Origin of the sequence: Enterobacter sp. MGH 33, from assembly GCF_000534535.1 — a bacterium.
Lineage (GTDB): Bacteria > Pseudomonadota > Gammaproteobacteria > Enterobacterales > Enterobacteriaceae > Enterobacter > Enterobacter hormaechei_C.
The window spans coordinates 4447334-4471346 of sequence record NZ_KI973212.1; the positions used below are offsets into that span (position 1 = coordinate 4447334).

At 55.8% G+C, this 24013-nt stretch carries 22 protein-coding genes and 1 other RNA gene; 10 read left to right on the plus strand and 13 right to left on the minus strand.

All coding sequences use genetic code 11. The features are described from left to right. The first annotated feature begins 76 nt into the window (after window positions 1-76). From L379_RS03400 to L379_RS03370, 7 genes are all read left to right on the plus strand, one after another. Window positions 77-445, plus strand: coding sequence for a DUF1090 domain-containing protein (locus tag L379_RS03400; protein ID WP_032655197.1), 369 nt, complete (start codon window positions 77-79; stop codon window positions 443-445). A gap of 29 nt (window positions 446-474) precedes the next feature. Beyond that, window positions 475-780, plus strand: coding sequence for an ElaB/YgaM/YqjD family protein (locus L379_RS03395; protein WP_003862645.1), 306 nt, complete (start codon window positions 475-477; stop codon window positions 778-780). Window positions 781-782: 2 nt separating this feature from the next. Then, window positions 783-1181 (plus strand): phage holin family protein, encoded by a 399-nt coding sequence (locus L379_RS03390; RefSeq protein ID WP_003862647.1) that lies wholly within the window; start codon window positions 783-785, stop codon window positions 1179-1181. After that, window positions 1178-1474 carry a YqjK-like family protein gene (locus tag L379_RS03385; protein WP_003862649.1) on the plus strand — a complete coding sequence of 99 codons (297 nt, stop codon included), beginning with the start codon at window positions 1178-1180 and terminating at the stop codon, window positions 1472-1474. Before L379_RS03390 ends, L379_RS03385 begins: the two co-directional genes overlap by 4 nt. A 247-nt stretch (window positions 1475-1721) precedes the next feature. Continuing rightward, window positions 1722-2114: a DoxX family protein gene (locus tag L379_RS03380; protein WP_006812075.1), complete on the plus strand. Its 393-nt coding sequence runs from the start codon at window positions 1722-1724 to the stop codon at window positions 2112-2114. 72 nt (window positions 2115-2186) lie between these two features. Beyond that, complete coding sequence (locus L379_RS03375) at window positions 2187-3173, plus strand: glutathione S-transferase family protein (RefSeq protein WP_017382429.1); 987 nt, start codon at window positions 2187-2189, stop codon at window positions 3171-3173. 106 nt (window positions 3174-3279) lie between these two features. Continuing rightward, entirely contained in the window at window positions 3280-3645 is a 366-nt protein-coding gene (locus L379_RS03370; RefSeq protein ID WP_015571946.1) for a DUF805 domain-containing protein, read from the plus strand. Between the two features lie 38 nt (window positions 3646-3683). Here L379_RS03370 and yhaJ read toward each other — a convergent pair whose 3' ends face one another. Continuing rightward, complete coding sequence (gene yhaJ / locus L379_RS03365; protein ID WP_003862655.1) at window positions 3684-4586, minus strand: DNA-binding transcriptional regulator YhaJ; 903 nt, start codon at window positions 4584-4586, stop codon at window positions 3684-3686. Between the two features lie 104 nt (window positions 4587-4690). Between yhaJ and L379_RS03360 the strand changes: the two genes are divergently transcribed. After that, entirely contained in the window at window positions 4691-5392 is a 702-nt protein-coding gene (locus tag L379_RS03360) for a pirin family protein (RefSeq protein ID WP_017382430.1), read from the plus strand. Window positions 5393-5472: 80 nt separating this feature from the next. Here the strand turns inward: L379_RS03360 and L379_RS03355 are convergent, their stop codons facing one another. From L379_RS03355 to garL, 11 genes are all read right to left on the minus strand, one after another. Next, window positions 5473-6777 carry an L-cysteine desulfidase family protein gene (locus L379_RS03355; RefSeq protein ID WP_032655199.1) on the minus strand — a complete coding sequence of 435 codons (1305 nt, stop codon included), beginning with the start codon at window positions 6775-6777 and terminating at the stop codon, window positions 5473-5475. Window positions 6778-6797: 20 nt separating this feature from the next. Then, window positions 6798-8129, minus strand: coding sequence for an SLC5/6 family protein (locus tag L379_RS03350; protein WP_017693942.1), 1332 nt, complete (start codon window positions 8127-8129; stop codon window positions 6798-6800). A gap of 274 nt (window positions 8130-8403) precedes the next feature. Beyond that, the gene (gene pflB, locus L379_RS03345; protein WP_017693941.1) at window positions 8404-10698 is read right to left on the minus strand and encodes a formate C-acetyltransferase; all 2295 of its coding nucleotides are present in this window, start codon (window positions 10696-10698) and stop codon (window positions 8404-8406) included. A 15-nt stretch (window positions 10699-10713) separates the two neighbouring features. Further along, a complete protein-coding gene (gene tdcD / locus L379_RS03340; RefSeq protein WP_017382433.1) occupies window positions 10714-11922 on the minus strand; it encodes a propionate kinase in 1209 nt (402 codons plus the stop codon). Window positions 11923-11952: 30 nt separating this feature from the next. Beyond that, window positions 11953-13284 carry a threonine/serine transporter TdcC gene (gene tdcC, locus L379_RS03335; RefSeq protein WP_006812083.1) on the minus strand — a complete coding sequence of 444 codons (1332 nt, stop codon included), beginning with the start codon at window positions 13282-13284 and terminating at the stop codon, window positions 11953-11955. Between the two features lie 10 nt (window positions 13285-13294). Next, the gene (gene tdcB / locus L379_RS03330) at window positions 13295-14284 is read right to left on the minus strand and encodes a bifunctional threonine ammonia-lyase/L-serine ammonia-lyase TdcB (RefSeq protein WP_032655731.1); all 990 of its coding nucleotides are present in this window, start codon (window positions 14282-14284) and stop codon (window positions 13295-13297) included. 96 nt (window positions 14285-14380) lie between these two features. Then, window positions 14381-15301 (minus strand): transcriptional regulator TdcA, encoded by a 921-nt coding sequence (tdcA, locus tag L379_RS03325; protein WP_006812085.1) that lies wholly within the window; start codon window positions 15299-15301, stop codon window positions 14381-14383. Window positions 15302-15973: 672 nt separating this feature from the next. After that, an RNA gene (gene rnpB / locus L379_RS24615) (RNase P RNA component class A) lies at window positions 15974-16350 on the minus strand. A gap of 32 nt (window positions 16351-16382) precedes the next feature. Continuing rightward, window positions 16383-17528, minus strand: coding sequence for a glycerate 2-kinase (gene garK, locus L379_RS03320; RefSeq protein ID WP_032655201.1), 1146 nt, complete (start codon window positions 17526-17528; stop codon window positions 16383-16385). 56 nt (window positions 17529-17584) lie between these two features. Next, a complete protein-coding gene (garR, locus tag L379_RS03315) occupies window positions 17585-18475 on the minus strand; it encodes a 2-hydroxy-3-oxopropionate reductase (protein ID WP_015571956.1) in 891 nt (296 codons plus the stop codon). 21 nt (window positions 18476-18496) lie between these two features. Continuing rightward, on the minus strand, window positions 18497-19267 hold the full coding sequence (garL, locus tag L379_RS03310; protein ID WP_003862676.1) for a 2-dehydro-3-deoxyglucarate aldolase: 771 nt from the start codon (window positions 19265-19267) through the stop codon (window positions 18497-18499). 367 nt (window positions 19268-19634) lie between these two features. Here garL and garD point away from each other — a divergent pair, with 367 nt between their 5' ends. Beyond that, complete coding sequence (gene garD, locus L379_RS03305) at window positions 19635-21206, plus strand: galactarate dehydratase (protein ID WP_015571957.1); 1572 nt, start codon at window positions 19635-19637, stop codon at window positions 21204-21206. A gap of 439 nt (window positions 21207-21645) precedes the next feature. Here garD and L379_RS03300 read toward each other — a convergent pair whose 3' ends face one another. Continuing rightward, window positions 21646-22449 carry a DeoR family transcriptional regulator gene (locus L379_RS03300; protein ID WP_015571958.1) on the minus strand — a complete coding sequence of 268 codons (804 nt, stop codon included), beginning with the start codon at window positions 22447-22449 and terminating at the stop codon, window positions 21646-21648. Between the two features lie 239 nt (window positions 22450-22688). Here L379_RS03300 and kbaZ point away from each other — a divergent pair, with 239 nt between their 5' ends. Continuing rightward, the gene (gene kbaZ / locus L379_RS03295; protein ID WP_032655203.1) at window positions 22689-23996 is read left to right on the plus strand and encodes a tagatose-bisphosphate aldolase subunit KbaZ; all 1308 of its coding nucleotides are present in this window, start codon (window positions 22689-22691) and stop codon (window positions 23994-23996) included. The last annotated feature ends 17 nt before the right edge of the window (window positions 23997-24013 follow it).

The following is a 24013-nucleotide window of genomic DNA, read 5'->3' on the forward strand; positions in this document are numbered from 1 at the left end:
GCGGAGCACCCCTCAGATGTTCTCCGCATAGTTCTGGAACACGGTTTACGCCGTAACACAATGGAAGGTTTCTATAATGAAATACCGCATCACTCTGGCTCTGGCCCTTTTTTCTTTAAGCACAGCTTCCTTCGCTATGTCTCTTTGTCAGGAGAAAGAACAGGATATCCAACGCGAAATCAGTTATGCCGAAAAGCATAACAATCAGCACCGGATCGACGGGCTGAAAAAAGCGTTGAGCGAAGTGAAAGACAACTGTACGGACAGCAAGCTGCGTGCCGATCATCAGAAAAAAATCGCTGAACAGAAGGACGAGATAGCCGAGCGCCGTCAAGACCTACAGGAAGCGAAAGAGAAAGGTGATGCGGAAAAAATTGCCAAGCGCGAGAGGAAGTTGCAAGAGGCGCAGGACGAACTGAAAGCGCTGGAAGCTCGCGATTATTGAGTTAACGGAAATCTCAACAGGAGAGAATCATGTCAAAAGATACAACTTCAGAAAATCTGCGCGCTGAACTGAAATCCCTGGCGGACACCCTGGAAGAGGTGCTGAACTCTTCTGCGGATAAATCGAAAGAAGAAGTAAGTAAACTGCGCAGCAAAGCGGAGCAGGCACTGAAAGAGAGCCGTTACCGTCTGGGCGAAACCGGTGATGCGCTGGCGAAACAAACCCGCGAAGCGGCAGCGCGCGCAGACGAATATGTACGTGATAATCCATGGACGGGTGTAGGTATTGGCGCCGCAGTGGGTGTGGTGCTGGGTGTCCTGCTGACGCGTCGTTGATTATGGAAGATCCACGTCACGCACAAGGGCCTGCTAAAAACGTCCTCGGCATCGGCCAGCGTATTCTTACGACGCTGGTCGGGATTGCCGAAACGCGCGTCCGGCTTGCGGTAGTGGAGCTGGAAGAGGAGAAAGCCAACCTCTTCCAGATGCTGCTCATGCTTGGGCTTACGATGCTCTTTGCCGCGTTTGGTCTGATGAGCCTGATGGTGTTAATCATCTGGGCTATCGATCCCCAATATCGTCTGAACGCGATGATTGCGACTACCGTGGTTCTGCTGGTGGCGGCGCTGATAGGCGGTATCTGGACCCTGCATAAAGCGCGCACGTCGACCTTCCTGCGCCATACGCGCCAGGAGCTGGCCAACGACCGCGCCCTGCTGGAGGATGATAAGTCGTGAGCGACAAAGCCGAACGTCAAAAGCGGAAAGCGTATCTGTTGAGCCAAATCCAGCAGCAGCGGCTGGATTTGTCTGCCAGCCGTCGAGACTGGGTTGAAGCCACGCATCGGTTTGACCGCGGCTGGAACACGGTCCTGAGCCTGCGCTCATGGGCGCTGGTCGGCAGCAGCGTGATGGCGATCTGGTCGGTTCGGCATCCTAACATGCTGATCCGCTGGGCACGCCGCGGCTTTGGCGCCTGGAGCGCCTGGCGTCTGGTGAAAACCACGCTGCGACAACAGCAGTTGCGCTAGCCCTCTTGCCGGGTGACGCTGCGCTTACCCGGCCTACGATTGCGTGTAGGCCGGGTAAGGCGTAGCCGCCACCCGGCAAAACCCCCTCCCTTACTCAATATCTTTGAAGAAGATTAACAGTTTTCCTTGCTAACATTTGCCATCCGCCCCGTTTACACTCCTCTCCATCGACAGCAAAGACGCGGTATCTACCCGAATTTGCACGCAAATAACGTTTAGCCGCTGATGTGGTTTCCTGGAGAGTAAAATGAAAAAATTAGAAGATGTTGGTGTACTGGTAGCGCGTATTCTGATGCCTGTTCTGTTCATCACCGCAGGCTGGGGCAAAATTACCGGCTATGCGGGCACTCAGCAGTATATGGAAGCGATGGGCGTGCCGGGGTTCCTGCTGCCACTGACCATTCTGCTTGAGTTCGGCGGCGGCCTGGCAGTGCTGTTCGGTTTCCTGACCCGCACCACGGCGCTGTTCACCGCAGGCTTTACCCTGCTGACCGCGTTCATCTTCCACAGCAACTTTGCGGAAGGCGTGAACTCCCTGATGTTCATGAAAAACCTGACCATCGCGGGCGGCTTCCTGCTGCTGGCTATCACGGGTCCGGGCGCCTACAGCATCGACCGTCTTCTGAATAAGAAGTGGTAAGCAGGCTATACTGATTACATTCAAAGCGAGGAGACATCTCCTCGCTTTTGCTATCTGACGGAGGAGTAAAAAATGGGACAACTCGTAGACGGCGTCTGGCAGGATGTCTGGTATGACACCAAATCCACCGGTGGACGCTTTAAGCGCTCTGTTTCGGCCTTCCGTAACTGGCTGACCGCCGACGGCGCACCCGGCCCGAGTGGCGAAGGGGGCTTTGCGGCGGAAAAAGATCGTTATCATCTGTATGTTTCTCTCGCCTGTCCGTGGGCGCACCGCACGCTGATTGTGCGCAAACTTAAAGGTCTCGAATCGTTAATTCCGGTTTCGGTGGTCAACCCGCTGATGCTGGAAAACGGCTGGACGTTCGACAGTGGCTTCCCGGCCGCGACGGGTGATGAGCTTTATCATCACGATTTCCTGTATCAGCTCTATCTGCGCGCCGATCCGCACTACACCGGACGCGTAACGGTGCCTGTGCTGTGGGACAAGAAAAACCAGACGATCGTCAGCAATGAATCCGCTGAAATCATTCGCATGTTCAATACCGCGTTTGACGCTCACGGTGCACGCGCCGGGGATTACTACCCGGTTGAGCTGCGCGAGAAAATTGACGAGCTGAACGGCTGGATCTACGACAACGTCAACAACGGCGTCTACAAAGCGGGCTTTGCGACCAGTCAGGAAGCGTACGACGAAGCGGTCGGCAACGTGTTTGGATCCCTGGAGCGCCTGGAGCAGATCCTCGGCCAGCATCGTTATTTAGCGGGCGATCGCCTCACCGAAGCAGACATCCGCCTGTGGACGACGCTGATCCGCTTTGATCCGGTATATGTCACCCACTTCAAGTGCGACAAGCATCGCATCAGTGATTACCTGAACCTGCACGGTTTCCTGCGCGACATCTATCAGATGCCGGGGATTGCGGAGACGGTCAATTTTGACCATATTCGCACCCACTATTTCCGCAGTCATAAGACCATCAACCCAACGGGCATTATCTCCATTGGCCCGTGGCAGGACCTGGATGAACCGCACGGGCGCGACGTGCGTTTCGGATAATTATTTAGGGAATCAATTGATTCCCTTTTTTAATTCACAGCATACATCTATCCTTACCTCGATCGCTTAGAAAACAAGTGATTGACTGATTAAGAGGCAAGGAAAAATGGACTGGTATTTAAAGGTACTGCGCAACTACGTTGGATTTGGTGGCCGTGCCCGCCGTAAAGAGTACTGGATGTTCGTTCTGGTGAACTTCGTCCTGATTATGGTGCTGGGCATTGTGGACAAGATCCTCGGCTGGGAACGCGAGGGGGGTGAAGGCATTCTCACCACCATTTATGGTGTGTTAGTTCTGCTGCCATCATGGGCCGTACTGTTTCGTCGTCTCCACGACACCGATCGTTCGGCGTGGTGGCTGCTGTTGCTGTTGATCCCGCTTATCGGCTGGATCGTGATTTTGATTTTCAACTGTCAGAGCGGAACGCCGGGCGAAAACCGCTTTGGTCCGGATCCTAAAGCAAGCGCGTAAATTCTGCCCGGTGGCGCATACGCTTACCGGGCCTACGCTTATTTGTTGTGGTGGGCAAAGAGCTTGGGAATTTCACGCAAACACCACGATTTGGCTTCGCCCATGCTGTCGCGACGCCACGCCATAATGATATCCACTTCGCTGGTGTATTCCGGGCTGACGACGCGCAGCCGCCCTTCTGCAATGTCCTTTTCGACAAACGGATACGGCATAGTCGCCACGCCCAGCCCCGCCAGGAGTGCCTGTCGCTTATCTTCCAGCGACGTTACCGTCAGTCGCGGCTGTTTATCCAGCAACTGTACCGTTAACACCGGGCGCTCTCGGGCGGTATCCGCGACCGCCACACCGCGGTATTTCACGCGCGTGACCTCAGAGAGCGGCTCCGGCTCCTGATGGATCGGGTGATCCGGGGCGGCGACGTAGACGTTCATCACGCTGTACAGTTTGCGCGAATTGATTTCTGACGATGAGCGGAAATGCATGTCCGGCGCAATCACGATATCCGCCCTGCCCGTCTCAAGACGCTCCCACGCCCCGGCCAGCACCTCAGTGATGATCGACAGCTGGGTATTGGCTTTCGCGGCCAGTCTGTCCACCAGCGGGAACAGCGCCTCGGTGGGCACCAGCGCTTCGGTCACCAGCGTCAGATGGGTTTCCCAGCCGCGGGCCAGCGCTTCGGCATCCGTCGTGAGCTTATCCGCCGCTTCCAGCAATACGCGGCCGCGCTCCAGCAGCATCCGCCCAACGTTGGTGAATTTTGTTCGATGACCGGAACGGTCAAAGAGCACCACATCCAGCTCCTCTTCCAGCTTTTGCATGGTATAGCTCAGGGCAGACGGAACGCGCCCCAGTTCATCTGCCGCCGCGGCAAAACTGCCGCGCCTGTCAATCGCGTCCATGACGCGAAGCGCCTCAAGCGTCAATGCTCTCTCTTTAGCCATCTCGTTCTCATTCAGGAAATTTGAACATACCAGGCAGAATATCTGGCTAACAATGCAGCGTCCATACCTTTACCATTGATTTAGTGTAAAGAGAGGTCAAGTTTATGATTACGACAAGAACAGCGAAACAGTGCGGACAAGCCGATTTCGGTTGGTTGCAGGCCCGCTACACCTTTTCCTTTGGACACTACTTTGACCCTAAACTCCTCGGTTACGCTTCACTGCGCGTATTGAATCAGGAAGTGCTCGCCCCGGGCGCGTCCTTCCAGCCGCGCACGTACCCTAAAGTCGATATCCTGAACCTGATCCTGGAAGGCGAGGCAGAATACCGCGATAGCGAGGGCAATCATGTCCAGGCGAAGGCTGGCGAGGCGCTGTTAATTTCCACGCAGCCAGGTATTAGCTACAGCGAGCATAACCTCAGCAAAGATAAAACGCTGACCCGCATGCAGCTGTGGCTGGATGCCTGTCCGGAGCGGGAAAATCCGCTGGTGCAAAAAATCGATCTGAAGGGCGGTAAACAGCAGCTGATTGCCTCGCCAGACGGCAGCAAAGGCAGCTTGCAGTTGCGCCAGCAGGTGTGGCTGCACCATATCGAACTGAAAAAAGGTGAACAGGCGAGCTTCCAGCTTCATGGCCCGCGTGCCTATTTGCAGTCCATTCACGGAACGGTGCATGCGGTCACGCATACGGAAGAGAAAGAAGCGCTCACCTGCGGTGACGGGGCGTTTATTCGTGACGAAGCGAATATCACCCTGGTTGCCGATACGCCGCTGCGCGCGCTGCTGATTGATTTGCCGGTTTAAGATCAACACGCCCCCTCGCTCGATCGGTTCCCTCTCCCTATGGGAGAGGGTTAGGGTGAGGGGTAACGGGTTGGATTAAATCACAACACCTTACTCGCCATAATTTCAATGATCTGCCGGTCCGTCGCCTGCATTGAGCGGCACGCCAGGGCGCACAGGTTAGAGATAGACTGTTCCACGTCGTGCGCCACAATCCCCTCGTTACCCGTCACCGCAGTATCATCCAGCGCCATCATCACGGCTTTCCAGGCGCTGGTGACGCTGGTCGAGACCTTCATTGCGCAGCTGTTAGAGGCCCCATCGCAGATCATCCCGCTCACGTCGCCGATCATACTGCCGATCGCCATGGCAATGGTCTGGTAAGATCCGCCCATCAGCCACGCCATCCCCGCCGCTGCCCCCATTCCGGCCGTTGTCGCCGCGCACAACGCGGACAAGCGCGGAAGCTGGTAGTGGATATAGATAGCCGACAGATGCGAGAGCATCAGCGCCCGCGCCAGCCGTTCGTCATCGGCCTGAACGTGCTCAGCCACCACCACTACCGGCATGGTGGCGGTGATGCCCTGATTCCCGGAACCCGAGTTGCTCATCGCCGGCAGCGTCGCGCCTCCCATGCGGGCATCCGAGGCTGCGCTGGTGCGGATAATAATGTCTGAACCCAGATCCTGCGCCATCCAGCCGCGTGCGCGCTGTTTATTGAGCGTCGCGCCAATATGCAGCCCCCAGTTGCCACGCAAACCTTCGCGGGAGAGCGCATCGTTCAGCCGCCCCGCATCGAGGATAAAGCGGATCGCGTCGAACGGCACCTGCTCTACAAACTCAAGGATCTGCGACAGCGTGGTGGTCGAGAGTACCGCCAGCGGATCGTCGTTGTTCTGGCTCTGACGATCGTCAAGCCTGAAGCGCGTTTCGCCCTGACAAACTACCTCCACCACGCGAGTGTGCCCGCCAGCGATGGTCACCGTCGCCGAGGATTCACCGACGTAAACGCAGGCGCGTGAATAGAGGATCTCCTCGCACGGCTCCTGCAATTTCACCTGCACCAGACCCGCGTTCAGCAGTGCTTTGGCGCGCGTTAGCGCCTCGGCCGACGCGTCTTTCAACACCTCCAGCCCGGCGTGTGCATTACCGCCTGTCGCCCCCAGCGCGGCCGCGATGGGTAAACCGACCATACCGGTGCCGGGCACCGTTACGCCAAGCCCGTTTTTCATCAGGTTCGGCGATACCCACGCCTCGATACGCGTCACCTCACCGTCAAGCTGTCCGGCAGCCATCGCGCACGCCAGCGCCAGCGAGACGGGTTCGGTACAGCCCAGCGCAGGCTTTACCTCTTCCTGCACAGCGCGAATAAAATGGTTCCATAAAGGATTAATTTGCTCAGACATCGTTACGACCTTATTTAGCCTCATGAGAAGGCGAGGAAAGGAGAAACACAAAGCAGCAGCCCGGTAATCACAATAATCACCAGCGATACGCCTTTATATTTATGAAGTGCGGGCACTTTGTAGACCAGCCACGCCGGAATTAAGCAGCCCACCATCCCGAAAATAGGGCTACAGATGGAGGTGAAGCTCAGCACCGGCGCGTTTAACACAATCGCGCTCCAGGCCAGCAGGATAGCGAACAGCATAATCCCGCGCTGGACGGTGCTTTCATTGATTTTCTCCGCCGGCATTTTGCGGCGCAGGATGTTCATCACGATGCCCTGCGTCGCCTCACGAAAGCCGAGATAGACGCCAAAGAACGCGGTCATCACGGCAAAAATGTTGAGGATCACGCTGACGATTTTGACCCAGCCCGCACCGTCACCGCTGATGAACTGTGCTGCGATTGCCAGGGCGGAAATATTCTGCTCGTAGGCTTTTACCGCCTCGTCGTGCCCCATCGCCAGCGTAAAGGAGACCGCGTAGAAAAAGACCGTCACAAACAGCACGCCAAAGGCGATATTCATTGCCCGCAGCGCTTTATGACGCGCCACCTCAACGGATTTTTCCCGTGAACGATAGGAAATCACCATCGGGCTTAATGTCTGAATAAACAGAATGGAGGTTAAGGTGAAAGGCAGCGTAATAATGGCGTTTTTAATCAGCAGGCCCATCGGCGGCAGCATACCGACGTTGGCTAAATGCCAGAGGCCAATCATCGAAAGCCCCAGCGCCGCTACCACAAATAATTTGGTCAGCACCATCAGGCTGGAGACTTTAAACAGCAGTTTTTCACCGCGCGACGAAATGGCGACCAGAATGCAGATCAGGAATAAGCCGTAGAACGGATTTTCCGACAGCAAACCGTCGGTTACGCCGAAGGTGTGTAGGTAGGATGCGCTGTCGTTGGTGATAGCCGTGGAATAGACAAACATCCAGATCACCAGCATCACGAAATAAAGCGCACCCAAAAGGATGCCCCAGTTTTTACCTAAATAACCGCTAATGACGCTCGGGTAATCTTTGCATTCCGGTGATTCCGCCAGCGTATTAATAAACAGGCGCTGGAACAGGTACATAGCCGGATAACCAATTATCGACGAGAGTAAAAACACCCACAGCCCCATTAACCCGACCTGCACAGGAAGAAAAACGATGCCCGCGCCGATAGCCATCCCGATACTCATGATGACCCAGCCCGTATCGGTGCTGTCGAATTTGATCGCCTCTCGCCATTCGCTTTCGCTCATTCCCGCCCGCCTTGCCGCAGGGGAATCACTCACAATCACACTGCTGTTTGTTGCCATATTCATTGGGCACTCGCTTATTTTGTAGGGTAACTGGTTGTTTTTATAAGGTTCCGATCGCCAGCGATTGCGAGTCAGAGGGTGCAGGTGTGAGTTATTGATATGGGAAGATCATATCCGGAGCGCGGGAGAAAAAAGTCACAACTTTTATGGGGATTTTCTAAAGCGAGAGAATAATATTACTTCAGGATAGCAGAAATGAGAGTAAGTTTTCTAAAATTGACGGCGTTCAAAAAATTAAAAGCCTCCCCATTTGAGGAGGCTGAAGATGAAGCCTGTATTACATCGCCTGCGTAAACGTCCTCGAAATCACGTCCTGCTGCTGCTCGCGCGTCAGGGCGTTAAACCGCACCGCATAACCAGAAACGCGGATCGTCAGGTTCGGATAGTTCTCCGGATGGGCGACGGCATCCAGCAGCATCTCCCGGTTCATCACGTTGACGTTCAGGTGTTGCCCGCCCTCAATGGTCGCTTCGTGGTGGAAGTACCCGTCCAGCAGCCCGACAAGGTTGGTTTTGCGCACCGGCTCGTCCTTGCCCAGTGCCTGCGGCACGATGGAGAAGGTGTAGGAGATCCCGTCTTTGGCATAGGTGAACGGCAGCTTGGCGACCGAGGTTAACGACGCCACTGCCCCTTTTCTGTCGCGCCCGTGCATCGGGTTGGCGCCAGGCGCAAACGGCGTGCCGCCGCGACGTCCGTCCGGCGTGTTGCCGGTCTTCTGCCCGTAAACCACGTTGGAGGTGATGGTCAGGATCGACTGCGTCGGTACCGCGTTGCGGTACGTCGGCAGCGCCTGGATTTTCTTCATAAAGCGCTCAACCAGATCGCAGGCGATACTGTCCACGCGATCGTCGTTGTTGCCGTACTGCGGATAGTCGCCTTCGATGACGAAATCGACCGCCAGACCGGTGTGGTCGCGCACCGGTTTTACCGTGGCGTATTTGATGGCCGACAGGGAATCCGCCGCCACCGACAGCCCGGCAATGCCGCAGGCCATGGTGCGGTAGACGTCCCGGTCGTGCAGCGCCATCAGCGAGGCTTCGTAGCTGTATTTATCATGCATATAGTGAATGAGATTCAGCGCGCTGATGTACTGTACCGCCAGCCAGTCCATGAAGTGATCGAGGCTCGCCATTACGGTGTCGTAATCCAGTACCTCATCCAGCAGCGGCTCGGTTTTCGGCCCCACCTGGATCTTCAGCTTCTCATCCACCCCGCCGTTGATTGCATACAGCAGCGTTTTCGCCAGGTTGGCGCGTGCGCCGAAGAACTGCATCTGCTTGCCGATCACCATCGGGCTGACGCAGCAGGCAATGGCGTAGTCGTCGCTGTTGAAGTCGGCGCGCATCAGATCGTCGTTCTCGTATTGCAGCGAGGAGGTGACGATCGACACCTGCGCGGCGTATTTCTTGAACGCGATCGGCAGTTGTTCGGACCAGAGGATCGTCAGGTTTGGCTCCGGCGCAGGCCCCATGGTGTGCAGGGTATGCAGGTAGCGGAAGCTGTTTTTGGTCACCAGCGTACGGCCATCCAGCCCCATGCCGCCAATCACTTCCGTGGCCCAGATCGGATCGCCGGAGAAGAGCGTGTCGAACTCCGGCGTGCGCAGGAAGCGTACCATGCGGATCTTCATGATGAAGTGGTCGATCAGCTCCTGGGCCTGCACCTCATTCAGCCTTCCTGCCTGCATGTCGCGTTCAATGTAGATATCAAGGAACGAGGCCGTGCGCCCCAGCGACATCGCCCCGCCGTTCTGGGATTTCACTGCGGCAAGGTAGGCAAAGTAGACCCACTGCACCGCTTCCTGCGCATTCATCGCCGGACGTGAAATATCAAAGCCATAGTTCGCCGCCATCTGCTGGATCTGGAGCAACGCACGTTTATGCTCCGCCAGCTCCTCGCGCAGGCGGATCGTGGCCTCCAGATCTTCTCCGCGCTCCAGTTTCCCCTGGAGATCGGCGAACTGAAGTTCACGCTCGCGCACCAGATAGCTGATGCCGTACAGCGCCACGCGACGGTAGTCGCCGATGATGCGTCCGCGCCCGTAGCCGTCCGGCAGACCGGTCAGCACCCCCGATTTGCGGCAGCGCATCATCTCCGGGGAGTAAACGTCAAACACGCCCTGGTTGTGGGTTTTGCGCAGGTCTGTGAAGAGATATTCAAACTGCGGATCCATCTCGCGACCGTAAGCTTCGAACGAACTGCGGATCATGTTGATCCCGCCGTACGGATGCAGGGCGCGCTTGAGCGGCTTGTCGGTTTGCAGGCCAACGATCGTCTCCAGCTCCTGATCAATATAGCCCGGCCCGTGCGCGGTAATAGTAGTGGCGATGTTGGTGTCAAAATCCACCGGGGCGTGAGTAGCATTCTCCTGACGAATGCCGACCATCACCTTCTGCCACAGCGCCGTCGTTGCTGGCGTCGCCTGCGCGAGGAAAGCTTCATCGCCTTCATAAGGGGTGTAGTTATGCTGAATAAAATCGCGCACGTTAATGGCGTTTTTCCATTCTTCACCGCGAAACCCGGCCCATGCGTCGCTGTAAGGCGCGACGCCCGTATCGATTGTTACTTTCATCAGATTCTCGCTTTATCAGGCGTAAGCCGCAGCCGGAGTAACCTTCCCAAGACGGAGGGCGTCCAGCGCGATCATTTTTTCTTCATTGGTAGGGATCACCGCGCAGGCCGCGCGGGACGACTCGGTAGAGATCACGCGCTCGCCCGCGCTGCCCGGCAGGGCATTTTTGGACTCGTCGAGGATGATGCCAAACACCTTCAGGTGGTCCACCACCAGCGCGCGGATAAGCACGGAGTTCTCACCGATCCCGCCGGTAAACACCACGCCATCCAGACGGTGCAGGGACGCGGCATGACCGGCGATATGTCGCGCAATCCGGTGGACGAAGGTCTTTATTGCCAGCCGCGCCCGCTCGTTGCCGTCATGCCAGGCTTTCTCCAGCGCGCGCAAATCGGAGGAGATGCCAGAGATCCCCAGCAGCCCGGACTCTTTGTTGACCACGCGCTCCAGATCCTCGAACGACTGGCCGGTCTGCCGGGCAATCCACGCCATCGCGCCAAAATCCACGTCGCCGCAGCGCGTGCCCATCACCAGTCCTTCAAGCGGCGTCATCCCCATGGACGTGTCCACGCTTACGCCGTTACGCACCGCGCAGATGGACGCCCCGTTGCCGAGATGGGCAATCACCAGGCCGCTGTCATCGGGAGAGAGCCCGAGCAGCGCGTGCGCCTGCGCCGACACGTAGCGGTGAGAGGTGCCGTGGAAACCGTAGCGGCGCACGCCCAGCTCTTCAAAATAGCGGTACGGCAAGCCGTACAGATACGCCTGCGGCGCCATGGTCTGGTGGAAGCTGGTATCAAATACCGCCACCTGCTGCACGCCGGGGAACAGGCGCCCGGCGGCTTCCACGCCGCTCAGGTTGGCGTAGTTATGCAGCGGCGCCAGCGGGGAGACCTCGCGGATCTGCGCCATCACCTCTTCCGTGATCAGGGTCGACTCGCTGAAGAGGTCGCCGCCGTGGGCAATGCGATGGCCAATCAAGGCCACGCTGCCCATCAGGTTGCGTTTCTCCAGCTCCAGGGCGATGGCGGCCAGCGCCCCTTCGTAGTCCTGGTGAGCCAGTCTGACCGGCTCACCCCCATTCACGGAAATAAAGGCTTTTTCTGTGTTGATGCCGTCCGCAATGCCCGTCATCAGGGCATCGCAGCCTGCGGCGTCCAGCACCGAGAACTTAACAGAGGACGATCCGCAGTTAATGACCAGTACTACCGGAAACTCAATCATGGTATGGCTCCGCTCTTCCTGAGCTTTGGTTTAAAACAGTTTGTACACGATGTTCAGAATGGTCAGCAGGCCGACCACGGTTACGAAGATGTTCTCGGTCCGGCCTTTATATTTCGCCAGCGCAGGCGCCTTGCGGATGGCGTACATCGGCAGCAGGCACAGCAGAGAGGCGATAATTGGCGCACCCATGGCTTCAATAAGGTCCAGGATGTTCGGGTTGGCGTAGGCCACAATCCAGGTGGAGCCCATGATGAAGACCATGCTGATGGTGTTCAGCTTGCCCACGGAGACTTTCTTCTTGTCGCCCTTGTAACCGAACTTGAGGATCAGACCGTTCAGCCCCTCCAGCGTGCCCAGATAGTGGCCGAAGAAGGATTTAAAGATAGCGACCAGCGCGATGATGGAGGCGCCGTATTCCAGCACCGTGGCGAACGTGGATTTACTGCCTGACATCGACGCGAAGTGGTTCGCCAGGTAAGAGAGCACCGGAATGTTCTGCGCTTTGGCGTCCGCCATGTTCTGCGGAGAGAGCGTAAACAGGCAGCTAAAGGCAAAGAACATCACCACGGCAACCATCAGCAGGCTGGCGCGACCAATGATTTTGGAACATTTCTGCTCGGTAAACTCTTTCCCGAACTCTGGTTCGTACTCTTCGCGTTTGGAGACCACAAACGAGGAGACGATAGGCGAGAAGTTGAAGGAGAAGACCATGATGGAGATCCCCAGCCACACCGTGACCAGAATGCCGTCATGACCGGTGAAGGCGATATCGCTCAGGTTAACCTGGTCGATCACCGCCGAGTTCCAGTACGGGATCAGCGAGAGAGAAATCAACACCAGGCTGGCGATGAACGGGAACACAAGGTAGCTCATCACTTTCACCATCAGGTCTTTACCGAACCAGATAACAAAAGCCATCAGCAGCAGCAGGAACAGCGCCACCACGCCGCGGTTCAGGGCGGGCATCTGGAGCTGGTTTTCCCAGAAGGTCATAAAGGTGTTGGTAATGGTGACGCCGTAAATCCACAGCAGCGGGCAAATGGCAAAGAAGTAGAGGAAGGTGATCACCACCCCTCCGGTCTTACCAAAATGCTCCTCCACCGTTTCGGTGATGTTGCCGGAGACGTTACTGCCGGACAAACACAGACGCGCCAGCGCGCGGTGGCAGTAAAAGGCAATCGGGAACGCGAGTACCAGCATCAGCAGGATAGGGATCAGGCCGCCAAAGCCTGCGCGGATAGGGAAGAACAGCACGCCTGCGCCAATGGCGGTACCAAACAGGCCGAGCGTCCAGGTAGTATCCGATTTACGCCAGGTGGACGTTTTTGTCTGGCCAACGATAATGCTTTCTGTGTTGCTCATAAGTCATCCTTTATGCGTCAACGAAGCCGGTAATTTGGGAAACACGGGAGAGATCGATATTGCCGCCGGAAATAATGCAGACGGTTTTTCGGCCCTGAATATAGTGGTCCAGCTTGCCGCTTAATAACGCCGCGCACGCCAGCGCACCGGCACCTTCCGTGACCACCTTATTTCGCTGAATAAGCGCGATCATGCTGTTGCGAATCTCGTCTTCGCTGACCAGCACAATGTCATCGACTAATTCACGAACAATTTCGAAGGTTAAATTACCTGGGCGAGACACGTCGCAGCCGTCAGCTAATGTGCCGGTAATACGATGACTGGTTATTTCTCCGGCCTGATACGATGCCGCCATTCCGTGCACATTTTCAGACTGCACGCCGATAATATTGATAGTTGGGTTGATGGATTTAATTGCTGTCGCAATACCGGCAATTAAACCGCCGCCGCCGATGGGGACAATCACGTTATCCACGTCATATAAATCTTCGAGGATTTCCAGGCCGATGGTGCCCTGGCCGGCAATGACTTTCGGATCGTCGTAAGGCGGGATAAAAATGCGCCCTTCCATCTCGACGATTTCGCTCACTTTGGCGATGGTGTCGTTAAAGTTCTCGCCGTGCAGCACCACTTCGGCAGAGTAGTCACGCGTGGCGGCAACCTTGGATTTCGGCGCGCCCATCGGCATGACCACTTTGCCGTCGATGCCGAGCATGGCGCAGGAGAGAGAGACCCCCTGCGCGTGGTTCCCTGCGGAACAGGCCACCACGCCCTTGCGTTTTTCCGCATCGGTCAGCGAGCTTAATTTATTAAAAGCCCCACGTATTTTAAACGAACCGGTACGCTGCATATTTTCAAATTTCAGGAATATCTCACCCTTACACCGTTCGCTCAGATAATTCGAGCGCGGCATACCGGTTTTATAGATCTTTCCCGCCAGTCTTTTTCTGGCGTCCTGAATATCTTCAATGGTCACCGGGAGATCGTATGTAATGTGCATAATATCCTCGTTATAATAATTCATTGTTTTCAGGCAAAGTCAGGGTATCAGAGCGTTAAAAAGCGTCGCTCCGGGTGTTTTAAATCATCATTATTTCTATCGTCGTTTTTCGATATTCATCGACGAATATTGTTTTGCCAGTTCAACTAATACTGACGCCGATTTTTTAATACTGTAATTTTTTGACCACACGGCGGCATAACGCGCCACGGGTAATTCATCTTCCACCGGCAGAACAATAAACTGGTCCGAGCCGAATGGCGCAATCATGTCACGGGGGATCACCGTCAGGTAATCGGCATTGAGGACAAGGTTATAGATGGTGACGACGGAATCGGTCTGGACGATGTTTTCAATGCTGATGTGGTTGTCTTGCAGGGTGGTCAGGAGTTCGTTGTAGTAGCCCATATCGGTTTGCGGCATCACCCACTGCTCGTGCGTGAGCGATGCCAGTCTGGTCGGGCCGGTGCACGTTCGTGATTTACTCGCCACCAGCACAAACTCGGATTCAAACAGTGGCTCAACGTGAAGATCCTGAAGCTGCATCCCGTCGCTCAGCGTGCCGATGGCGAAATCCAGCCGGCCATCGCGAATGGCGGGCAGGAATGAAGAGAGCTGCGCTTCATACATTGAGACGCGCGCTTTCGGGAACACTTCCTTGAATTTTTTGATCATCCCGGACAGGAAGGTGAAGCCAATCAGCGACGGATAGCCAAAAGAGACGTCCATGACGGTACTGAAACTGAGGCTGTTAATCTCGCTCACCATGTTTTTCATTTCGCGGGTGATCGACTCAGCGTAGGACAGCAGCACCTGACCGGCGGCAGTGAGTTTTACGCCGGTGTTCTTACGCACCATCACTTCCACCCCAAAGTAGGATTCGATGTCGCTGATGATTTTGCTGACGGCAGGTTGCGTCAGCCCCAGTTGTCTTGCAGCAGAACCTATGGAGCCACTTTTGATGACTTCCTGAAATACCACGAGGTGCTGTGTTTTCGGTAGAATAATAGTATTCATAATATTCTGCGCTTATTTCCCTATGACGCAGCGGATTCTACCCAATATTGTTTCAGGGGGTATGTGCTGTTACTCACAATTTGCCAGGACGCTCTGTTTTCAATCGCACCCGAAATCTATTTATGTCTTTATAAATCAAATGGTTATTACAATAAAAATACGCATTTACGCTGATATCGATCAATAAAAAACGCGGTAATAAATTTATTTTATGGCAATAACCAGCGTGAATTTTTTTGCTTTAAAAATATTAATAAAGGCTATCTTTCAGGCAATTAAAGGTTAATAAAACACCATTATTCCTTTAAAACATTTTTGTGGTTTATCAACTTTACCAGGAATATTTATTCACTTTCCGGTTAAAGAGTGGGATATATCACACATTCACCAGAAGAATGTTTTTAGATTCAATATTAAATTATCAAATGAATAACATTCAGCATCACTGATTCAACATTCACAACATCTGTTCAACACTAAAATTTTCTAATTTTATAGCGTTAAATTTTGTGATTACGATCATGCGCAGCAGATGAGAGGAACACACAGTCAGGCAAATAGTGAAATGTGCTTAGCGTCGCAAAATTGAGAATTGATGTCGTTTGGCGCTTCGCTTACCCGGCCTGCAACCTTCTGAAAGCAAAAACCCCGCCGAAGCGGGGTTTCGTAAGAAGTTGAAGCTGACCGATAAGCCGGGTTCTGTCGTGGACAGTCATTCATCTAGGCCAGCAATCGCTCACTGGCTCAAGCAGCCTACCCGGGTTCAGTACGGGCCGTACCATGTGAACCCCTATTTGGCCTTGCTCCGGGTGGAGTTTACCGTGCCACGGACTGTTACCAGCCGCGCGGTGCGCTCTTACCGCACCCTTTCACCCTTACCTGATCCCGCTTGCGCGGGCCATCGGCGGTTTGCTCTCTGTTGCACTGGTCGTGGGTTTCCCCCCCAGGCGTTACCTGGCACCCTGCCCTGTGGAGCCCGGACTTTCCTCCCCTCCGCCCGTCTCCCCCGAAAGGGACGACAACGAAGCGGCGACTGTCTGGTCAGCTTCGGCGCGCAGTATAGAGGGTTTGCGCGCCGCTGTCACCCCTGGCTACGCATGCCTACCTGCAATGTGGCCGCGATATTCCGCGAGGTGCGGTAAATGTTGTCATACGCTCCCTGGAACGCCTCTTCCAGTGAACCGATGCGGGTCAGTACGCTGAACACCGCGTCGATGCCGTACTGATGCACCACACCCACATCCTGCGTCAGACTTCCGGCAATCCCGATCACCGGCTTATGGTATTTTTTGGCGACGCTCGCCACACCGACGGGCACTTTGCCATTAATGCTCTGGCTGTCGATGCGCCCTTCCCCGGTCAGCACCCACGTGCAGTCGTGAATATGTTCTTCAAGATTGAGCGCCTGAGTGACAATCTCGATGCCGCTTTTCAGCTCAGCGCCCAGGAAGGCCATCAGCGCTGCGCCCATGCCGCCCGCGGCGCCAGCCCCCGGAACCCGGTTGACGTCAATGCGCAGCGATTTTTTGATCACCCCGGCGTAGTGGCTAAGATTGGCGTCGAGTTCGAGGATCATCTCCTCCGTGGCGCCTTTTTGCGGGCCAAAGATACGCGACGCGCCGCTTTCACCGACCAGCGGATTCGTCACGTCACAGGCGACGCGGATTGCGCATCCCTGAAGACGCGGATCGAGATCGGAAATATCAATCCGGTTAAGCGCCATCAGGCTGCCGCCGCCGTAGCCGATCTCCGTCCCGTTCGCATCCGTAAACTTCGCGCCCAGCGCCTGCATCATGCCTGCGCCCCCATCGTTGGTTGCGCTCCCGCCGATACCGATAATGATGTTGCGCGCGCCTTTATCCAGCGCGCTGAGGATCAGCTCCCCCGTCCCGCGCGACGTCGTGACCAGCGGGTTACGCTGCGCGGGAGGAACAAGCACCAGGCCGCTGGCGGCGGCCATCTCGATAAACGCGGTGGTACCGTCGCCCGAGATCCCCCAACTGGCCTTCACCTTTTCCCCTAACGGGCCGGTGACGACAGCCTGCTGCCAGGTGCCCTGCGTCGCAGCGATCATCGCTTCAACTGTACCTTCTCCGCCGTCAGCAACGGGAACAGACACGTAATGAGCGTCGGGGAAAATTTCCCGAAATCCTTTTTCTATCGCCTGCGCCACCTCGGTGGCAGACAGGCTTTCTTTATAAGAGTCTGGCGCGATTACGATTTTCATAGTTGTATGCCTGAGCCGTAGGCCCGGTAAGCGTAACGCCACCGGGCAGGACGTCATTAGCGAGCAATTTCAACCTTCGCCAGTTTTTCGTAATAGCACGCTAACGCGCTGTGATCGGCGGTGCCCAGACCGTCCGCACGCAGCGCCTGCATCATCTCCATGACGGCGGCAGTCAGCGGCAGCTGCGCGCCCACGCCGTGGGAGGTATCCAGCGCATTCGCCAGATCCTTAATGTGCAGATCGATGCGGAAGCCCGGCCTGAAGTTACGATCCATCACCATCGGCGCCTTGGCATCCAGCACGGTGCTGCCCGCCAGACCACCGCGAATGGCCTGATAGACCAGATCCGGATTAACGCCCGCTTTGGTGGCCAGCGTCAGCGCTTCGGACATGGCCGCGATGTTCAACGCCACAATCACCTGGTTTGCCAGCTTGGTGACGTTGCCTGCGCCAATTTCACCGGTGTGCACCACGGAGCCAGCCATGGCTTTCATCAGGTCGTAGTATTTGTCGAACACAGCTTTATCGCCCCCCACCATCACCGACAGGGTGCCGTCGATGGCTTTCGGTTCGCCGCCGCTGACCGGCGCATCCAGCATTTCCACGCCTTTCACTTTCAGCGCCTCGCTGATTTCGCGGCTTGCCAGCGGTGCGATAGAACTCATGTCGATCACCACCAGACCCGGCTTCGCGCCGTCGATAATGCCGTTCTCACCCAGCGCCACCTCTTTCACGTGCGGGGAGTTTGGCAGCATGGTGATAATCACGTCGCACTGCTCAGCAATCGCTTTTGCGGTTGTCGCCGTTTCTGCCCCAGCCGCAATCACCTCTGCCACCGCGTCTGAATTACGATCTAAAACCACCAGTGAGTAACCTGCTTTGATGAGGTTTTTGCTCATTGGTTTGCCCATGATACCCAGGCCAATAAAACCCACTTTCAGCGTCATAATCTGTTTCCTCAATGATGGTTATTTTTTAAAAGCGTCCGCTAATTTCTGCGTGGCGGCGCGGAATACGCCGAGATCGCTGCCCACGGCGACAAACGTTGCGCCCCACTCCAGGTAGCGGCGGGCATCGGCTTCCACTGGCGCCAGAATGCCGCACGGTTTACCGTGCGCTTTGGCACGGGCAAAAATGTGCTGAATTGCGCGCTGCACGTCCGGATGGCTGGCGTTGCCCAGATGACCAAAGGCGGCCGCCAGATCGCTCGGGCCGACGAAAATGCCGTCTACCCCCTCCGTCGCGGCAATAGCGTCGACGTTATCGACCCCCTGCTGGCTCTCGATCTGAACCAGAATGGTGATGTTCTTGTTGGACTGAGCGAAATAGTCCGGCACGGTGCCAAACATGTTGGCGCGGTGCGAGACGGACACGCCGCGGATCCCTTCCGGTGGATAGCGGGTCGCCGCCACGGCCAGCACCGCTTCTTCTTCCGTTTCAACAAACGGGATCAGGAAGTTGTAGAAGCCGATATCCAGCAGACGCTTGATGATCACCGGCTCGTTGGTGGGCACACGCACCACCGGCGCGCTGTGGCTGCCTTTCAGCGCCATCAGCTGCGGAATAAACGTGTTGATATCGTTTGGCGCATGTTCGCCGTCCAGCACCAGCCAGTCGAACCCGGCCAGGCCCAGCACTTCGGTGCTGATGGGGTTGGCCAGCGCAGACCAGCAGCCAATCTGAATCTGGTGCGCCGCGAGGGCCGCTTTAAATTTATTCGGGAAGATGTCGTTACTCATTACTTATACCTTTTTTAATTCCGCAGTTTTAGCCAGTAGCTTTTCTTATTTATTCCGACTCAGCGTCAGCATTATATTTATTTTCCTGACTGAATTTTGGCGTTATAAAATCGTCATTCAGTATAATCGTCACCACCCGGCAGCACATTGTCTCAATGCTCAATTATCCAATGGGAGTAGCACGCTATTTTGAGCATATGCCCAACACAGTGGGCGCTGATGCACAGAATCAACGATTAGTGGTTCGGGAGCGATCGCGATCACATTCTCACCTTTCCTCTCCTGGCATTCTTTATTTCCTCAATAAGAAACAATTAACCATCTGGCTATATTTAGTATCAGATATTTTGCTGGAGAAGAGTGAACAATGGCCGATATTGAAATTCGACAGGCGTCGCCGACGGCGTTCTATATAAAAGTGCACGATACCGATAACGTGGCGATTATTGTCAACGACAATGGCTTAAAAGCTGGCACCCGCTTTCCGGATGGCCTGGAGCTGATTGAGCACATTCCGCAGGGGCATAAAGTCGCACTGGTCGATATCCCGGCGCAGGGCGAAATCGTGCGCTACGGCGAAGTCATCGGCTATGCGGTGCGCGCTATCCCGCAGGGTAGCTGGATTGAGGAGTCGCTGGTTGAGCTGCCCACCGCCCCGCCGCTGGAGTCGTTGCCGCTGGCTACCCGCGTCCCTGAGCCGTTGCCTCCGCTGGAGGGTTATACCTTCGAGGGTTACCGCAACGCGGATGGCAGCGTGGGAACCAAAAACCTGCTTGGCATCACCACCAGCGTGCATTGCGTGGCGGGCGTAGTGGATTATGTGGTGAAAATTATTGAGCGCGATCTGTTGCCGAAATACCCCAACGTTGACGGCGTGGTGGGTCTTAACCACCTGTACGGCTGCGGCGTGGCGATCAACGCGCCCGCAGCGGTCGTGCCGATCCGCACGATTCACAATATCGCCCTTAACCCAAACTTTGGCGGTGAGGTCATGGTGATTGGTCTCGGCTGTGAAAAATTGCAGCCAGAACGCCTGTTGCAGGGTACGGAAGATGTGAAAGCCATTCCGGTTGACGATGCCAGTGTTGTGCGACTTCAGGATGAACACCATGTCGGCTTCAGATCGATGGTCGACGACATTTTACAGGTGGCAGAGCACCATCTGGAGAAGCTGAACAAACGCCAGCGTGAAACCTGCCCGGCCTCTGAACTGGTCGTTGGGACACAGTGTGGCGGCAGCGATGCGTTTTCCGGCGTCACCGCCAACCCGGCAGTCGGTTATGCCTCCGATCTGTTCGTGCGCTGCGGCGCCACGGTGATGTTCTCCGAAGTCACTGAAGTACGTGATGCTATCCACCTGCTCACGCCGCGCGCCGTCAACGAAGAGGTGGGCAAACGCCTGCTGGAGGAGATGGCCTGGTACGATAACTATCTCGACATGGGCAAAACCGACCGCAGCGCCAACCCGTCTCCAGGTAACAAGAAAGGCGGCCTGGCCAACGTGGTGGAAAAGGCCCTCGGGTCGATTGCCAAATCCGGCCAGAGCGCGATTGTGGAAGTGCTCTCCCCTGGCCAGCGACCAACCAAACGCGGTCTGATCTACGCGGCAACGCCTGCCAGTGATTTCGTGTGCGGTACCCAGCAGGTGGCGTCCGGCATTACGGTACAGGTCTTTACCACCGGGCGCGGCACGCCGTACGGCCTGATGGCGGTACCGGTGATCAAAATGGCGACCCGCACCGAGCTGGCAAACCGCTGGTATGACTTAATGGATATCAACGCGGGCACCATCGCCACCGGGGAAGAGAGTATTGAAGAAGTGGGCTGGAAGCTGTTCCACTTCATTCTGGATGTGGCAAGCGGGCGGAAGAAAACCTTCTCCGATCAATGGGGATTGCATAACTCGCTGGCGGTGTTTAACCCGGCGCCGGTGACCTGATGGCCCCTCATCCTGCCTTCTCCCCACAGGGGAGAGGGCTGGGTGAGGGGGAACATACGGCTCTGGTGGTCATTCCGTTCACTTTATGTTCCTTGCTACTCTGTCACGACATGACCGGTGAACGTGCCAGGGTGGCTCAGTCGCCACCACCCTGGCGACCCGGGCTTCCGGCGGAAAATCGCCGCTTCGCGGTGCCTTCGGCTTATTCCTTCCGGCTTATCGGGGACGGGCGGAGGTAACATCCCTGTAAAGCCCGCCCTCTCGGCGCATCCCTGCGCCTCGCCCCGGCCTACAGGAAACGCCTCAGCGATTTACAGCCGGACCGAGGCATCGCTGAAAGCCCTCAGTTATTCTGAGGCAACGTTATCGCTTTTGCTTTCAAATTACTGGGGAACCCTCTCCCTATGGGGAGAGGGTTAGGGTGAGGGGAAAAGCCCCTTTAGACCAGCACCACATCGATCCCGCTTTTGCGTAATCCTTCCAGGCTTTCCGCCGGAATGCCTTCATCAACGATAATCATGTCGATCCGCTGGGTATCAATAATTTTATGCAGGCTTGAACGGTTAAACTTGCTGGAGTCCGTGACAACGATAATACGCTCCGCCACCTCGCACATTTTGCGGTTCAGACGGGCTTCATCCTCGTTGTGCGTACTCACCCCCCGGTCGAGATCGATGGCATCGACGCCCAGGAACAGCAGGTCAAAATGGTAATTCTGTAAGGACTGCTCCGCCTGGTCGCCATAGAAGGACTGCGACTGACGGCGCAAATGCCCGCCGGTCATTAGCAGCTCTACGCCCTCCGCTTCCAGCAGCGCGTTTGCCACATTCATCCCGTTGGTCATGGCAATGACATCGGTGTGCTGGCGCAGCATGCGGGCAATTTCAAAGGTCGTGGTGCCGGAGTCCAGAATAATGCGATGACCCGGCTTCACCAGTTCAGCCGCCGCCTGCGCGATGCTGCGCTTTACTGCCGTATTAAGGGAACTTTTGTCCTCAACGGACGGCTCCACGCCGGGGGCATTGCCTTCGCAAATCAGCGCGCCGCCGTAAGCGCGAACGGCAATCCCCTGCTTTTCCAGAAAGGCCAGATCGTTACGGATCGTCACCGTCGACACGCCGTATAAAAGAGAAAGATCGTTAACCTGCACGCTTCCCTGCGCCCGCAACCGCTGAATGATCTGCTCTCGCCTTTCACTGGTGCCGGTGATGCGCTTCTCTGCGGATGAATCGGTGCTGCTCATACGAGCTCCTTAGTAAATACACTTTCGTTTCATTTCGTTTTGCTTATTAACGCCTTTCTTTTGAGGGAATGCAAGCCCTGTATGGTGGGCAGACGCAAGCTTTACCGCCGCTGAAACCTTTCATTATGTTTCTTTTGTGAAACAGATCGGAAAACTATTATCTTTCGTTTTATTTTTACCCCACCATAATGCAGTATCAAATGAAACAAAACGAAAGATGAATACCAACACCATCCGAAATGGAGAGGAAAGTGAAACATCTGACAGAAATGGTGGAACAACATAAACGGGGGAATACAAACGGGATTTATGCCGTCTGTTCCGCACATCCACTGGTACTTGAAGCTGCACTACGCTACGCCCATTCACAACAGACGCCTCTGCTGATTGAAGCCACCTCAAACCAGGTGGATCAATTTGGCGGTTATACCGGTATGACGCCCGCCGATTTTTATGGGTTTGTCTGCAAGCTGGCGGGATCTCTTGGTTTCCCCACCTCGCAGTTGATCCTTGGCGGCGATCATTTAGGTCCAAACCGCTGGCAAAACCTGCCGGCTTCGCAGGCGATGGCGAACGCCGACAATCTGATCAGAAGCTACGTGGCGGCCGGATTTAAAAAAATTCACCTCGATTGCAGCATGTCCTGCGAAGACGACCCGGTTCCGTTAACCGATGCAATCGTTGCCGGGCGTGCCGCTCGGCTGGCTAAAATTGCCGAAACCACCTGTCTCGAGCAATTTGGCGTAGCCGATCTGGTCTACGTTATCGGCACGGAAGTTCCGGTTCCCGGTGGGGCACACGAGACGCTGACCGAGCTTGAGGTCACCACGCCAGAGGCGGCACGCGCCACGCTTGAGGCACACCGCCACGCATTCGAGAAGGAAGGGTTAAGCGACATCTGGCCGCGCATTATTGGCCTGGTCGTTCAGCCTGGCGTTGAGTTCGACCATGCGCAGGTTTGTGACTATCAACCGCATAAAGCCGTCGCGCTGAGCGAGATGGTTGAAGCCTACGACACGCTTGTATTTGAAGCACACTCTACCGATTACCAGACGCCGCAGGCGCTGCGCCAGTTGGTGAAAGATCACTTCGCCATTCTGAAAGTCGGCCCTGCGCTAACCTTCGCGCTGCGCGAAGCGCTGTTCTCACTGGCAGCAATTGAAGAAGAGCTGCTGCCGGCAAAAGCCTGCTCAGGGCTGCGTCACGTCCTGGAAAACGTGATGCTCGATCGCCCGGAATACTGGCAAAGCCACTATCACGGCGACGGCAATGCCCGTCGCCTGGCGCGCGGTTACAGCTATTCCGACCGCGTGCGCTATTACTGGCCAGACAGCCAGATTGACGACGCCTTTGAGCGGCTGGTACGCAACCTGGCGGATGAACCGATCCCGCTGCCGCTGATCAGCCAGTATCTGCCGTTGCAGTACAGCAAAGTTCGCGATGGCGCTCTCAGGTCCACACCACGGGAACTCATCCTCGACCACATTCAGGACATACTCCAGCAGTACCATGCCGCCTGCGAAGGCGTAACGACTCAACACGCATAATTAAAAAGAGGAAAACG

Bases quoted from the DNA above. Each gene is read 5' to 3' on its own strand.
- tdcD (WP_017382433.1), bottom strand. From the start codon at position 11,922: ATGATTGAGTTTCCGGTAGTACTGGTCATTAACTGCGGATCGTCCTCT.
- L379_RS03355 (WP_032655199.1), bottom strand. From the start codon at position 6,777: ATGTCTGAGCAAATTAATCCTTTATGGAACCATTTTATTCGCGCTGTG.
- L379_RS03350 (WP_017693942.1), bottom strand. From the start codon at position 8,129: ATGAATATGGCAACAAACAGCAGTGTGATTGTGAGTGATTCCCCTGCG.
- L379_RS03395 (WP_003862645.1), top strand. From the start codon at position 475: ATGTCAAAAGATACAACTTCAGAAAATCTGCGCGCTGAACTGAAATCC.
- garK (WP_032655201.1), bottom strand. From the start codon at position 17,528: ATGAAAATCGTAATCGCGCCAGACTCTTATAAAGAAAGCCTGTCTGCC.
- L379_RS03375 (WP_017382429.1), top strand. From the start codon at position 2,187: ATGGGACAACTCGTAGACGGCGTCTGGCAGGATGTCTGGTATGACACC.
- garR (WP_015571956.1), bottom strand. From the start codon at position 18,475: ATGACGCTGAAAGTGGGTTTTATTGGCCTGGGTATCATGGGCAAACCA.
- tdcB (WP_032655731.1), bottom strand. From the start codon at position 14,284: ATGCACATTACATACGATCTCCCGGTGACCATTGAAGATATTCAGGAC.
- tdcC (WP_006812083.1), bottom strand. From the start codon at position 13,284: ATGAGCAACACAGAAAGCATTATCGTTGGCCAGACAAAAACGTCCACC.
- L379_RS03400 (WP_032655197.1), top strand. From the start codon at position 77: ATGAAATACCGCATCACTCTGGCTCTGGCCCTTTTTTCTTTAAGCACA.
- L379_RS03380 (WP_006812075.1), top strand. From the start codon at position 1,722: ATGAAAAAATTAGAAGATGTTGGTGTACTGGTAGCGCGTATTCTGATG.
- L379_RS03300 (WP_015571958.1), bottom strand. From the start codon at position 22,449: ATGAGCAGCACCGATTCATCCGCAGAGAAGCGCATCACCGGCACCAGT.
- tdcA (WP_006812085.1), bottom strand. From the start codon at position 15,301: ATGAATACTATTATTCTACCGAAAACACAGCACCTCGTGGTATTTCAG.
- yhaJ (WP_003862655.1), bottom strand. From the start codon at position 4,586: ATGGCTAAAGAGAGAGCATTGACGCTTGAGGCGCTTCGCGTCATGGAC.
- L379_RS03370 (WP_015571946.1), top strand. From the start codon at position 3,280: ATGGACTGGTATTTAAAGGTACTGCGCAACTACGTTGGATTTGGTGGC.
- L379_RS03390 (WP_003862647.1), top strand. From the start codon at position 783: ATGGAAGATCCACGTCACGCACAAGGGCCTGCTAAAAACGTCCTCGGC.
- L379_RS03360 (WP_017382430.1), top strand. From the start codon at position 4,691: ATGATTACGACAAGAACAGCGAAACAGTGCGGACAAGCCGATTTCGGT.
- garL (WP_003862676.1), bottom strand. From the start codon at position 19,267: ATGAGTAACGACATCTTCCCGAATAAATTTAAAGCGGCCCTCGCGGCG.
- pflB (WP_017693941.1), bottom strand. From the start codon at position 10,698: ATGAAAGTAACAATCGATACGGGCGTCGCGCCTTACAGCGACGCATGG.
- kbaZ (WP_032655203.1), top strand. From the start codon at position 22,689: ATGGAGAGGAAAGTGAAACATCTGACAGAAATGGTGGAACAACATAAA.
- garD (WP_015571957.1), top strand. From the start codon at position 19,635: ATGGCCGATATTGAAATTCGACAGGCGTCGCCGACGGCGTTCTATATA.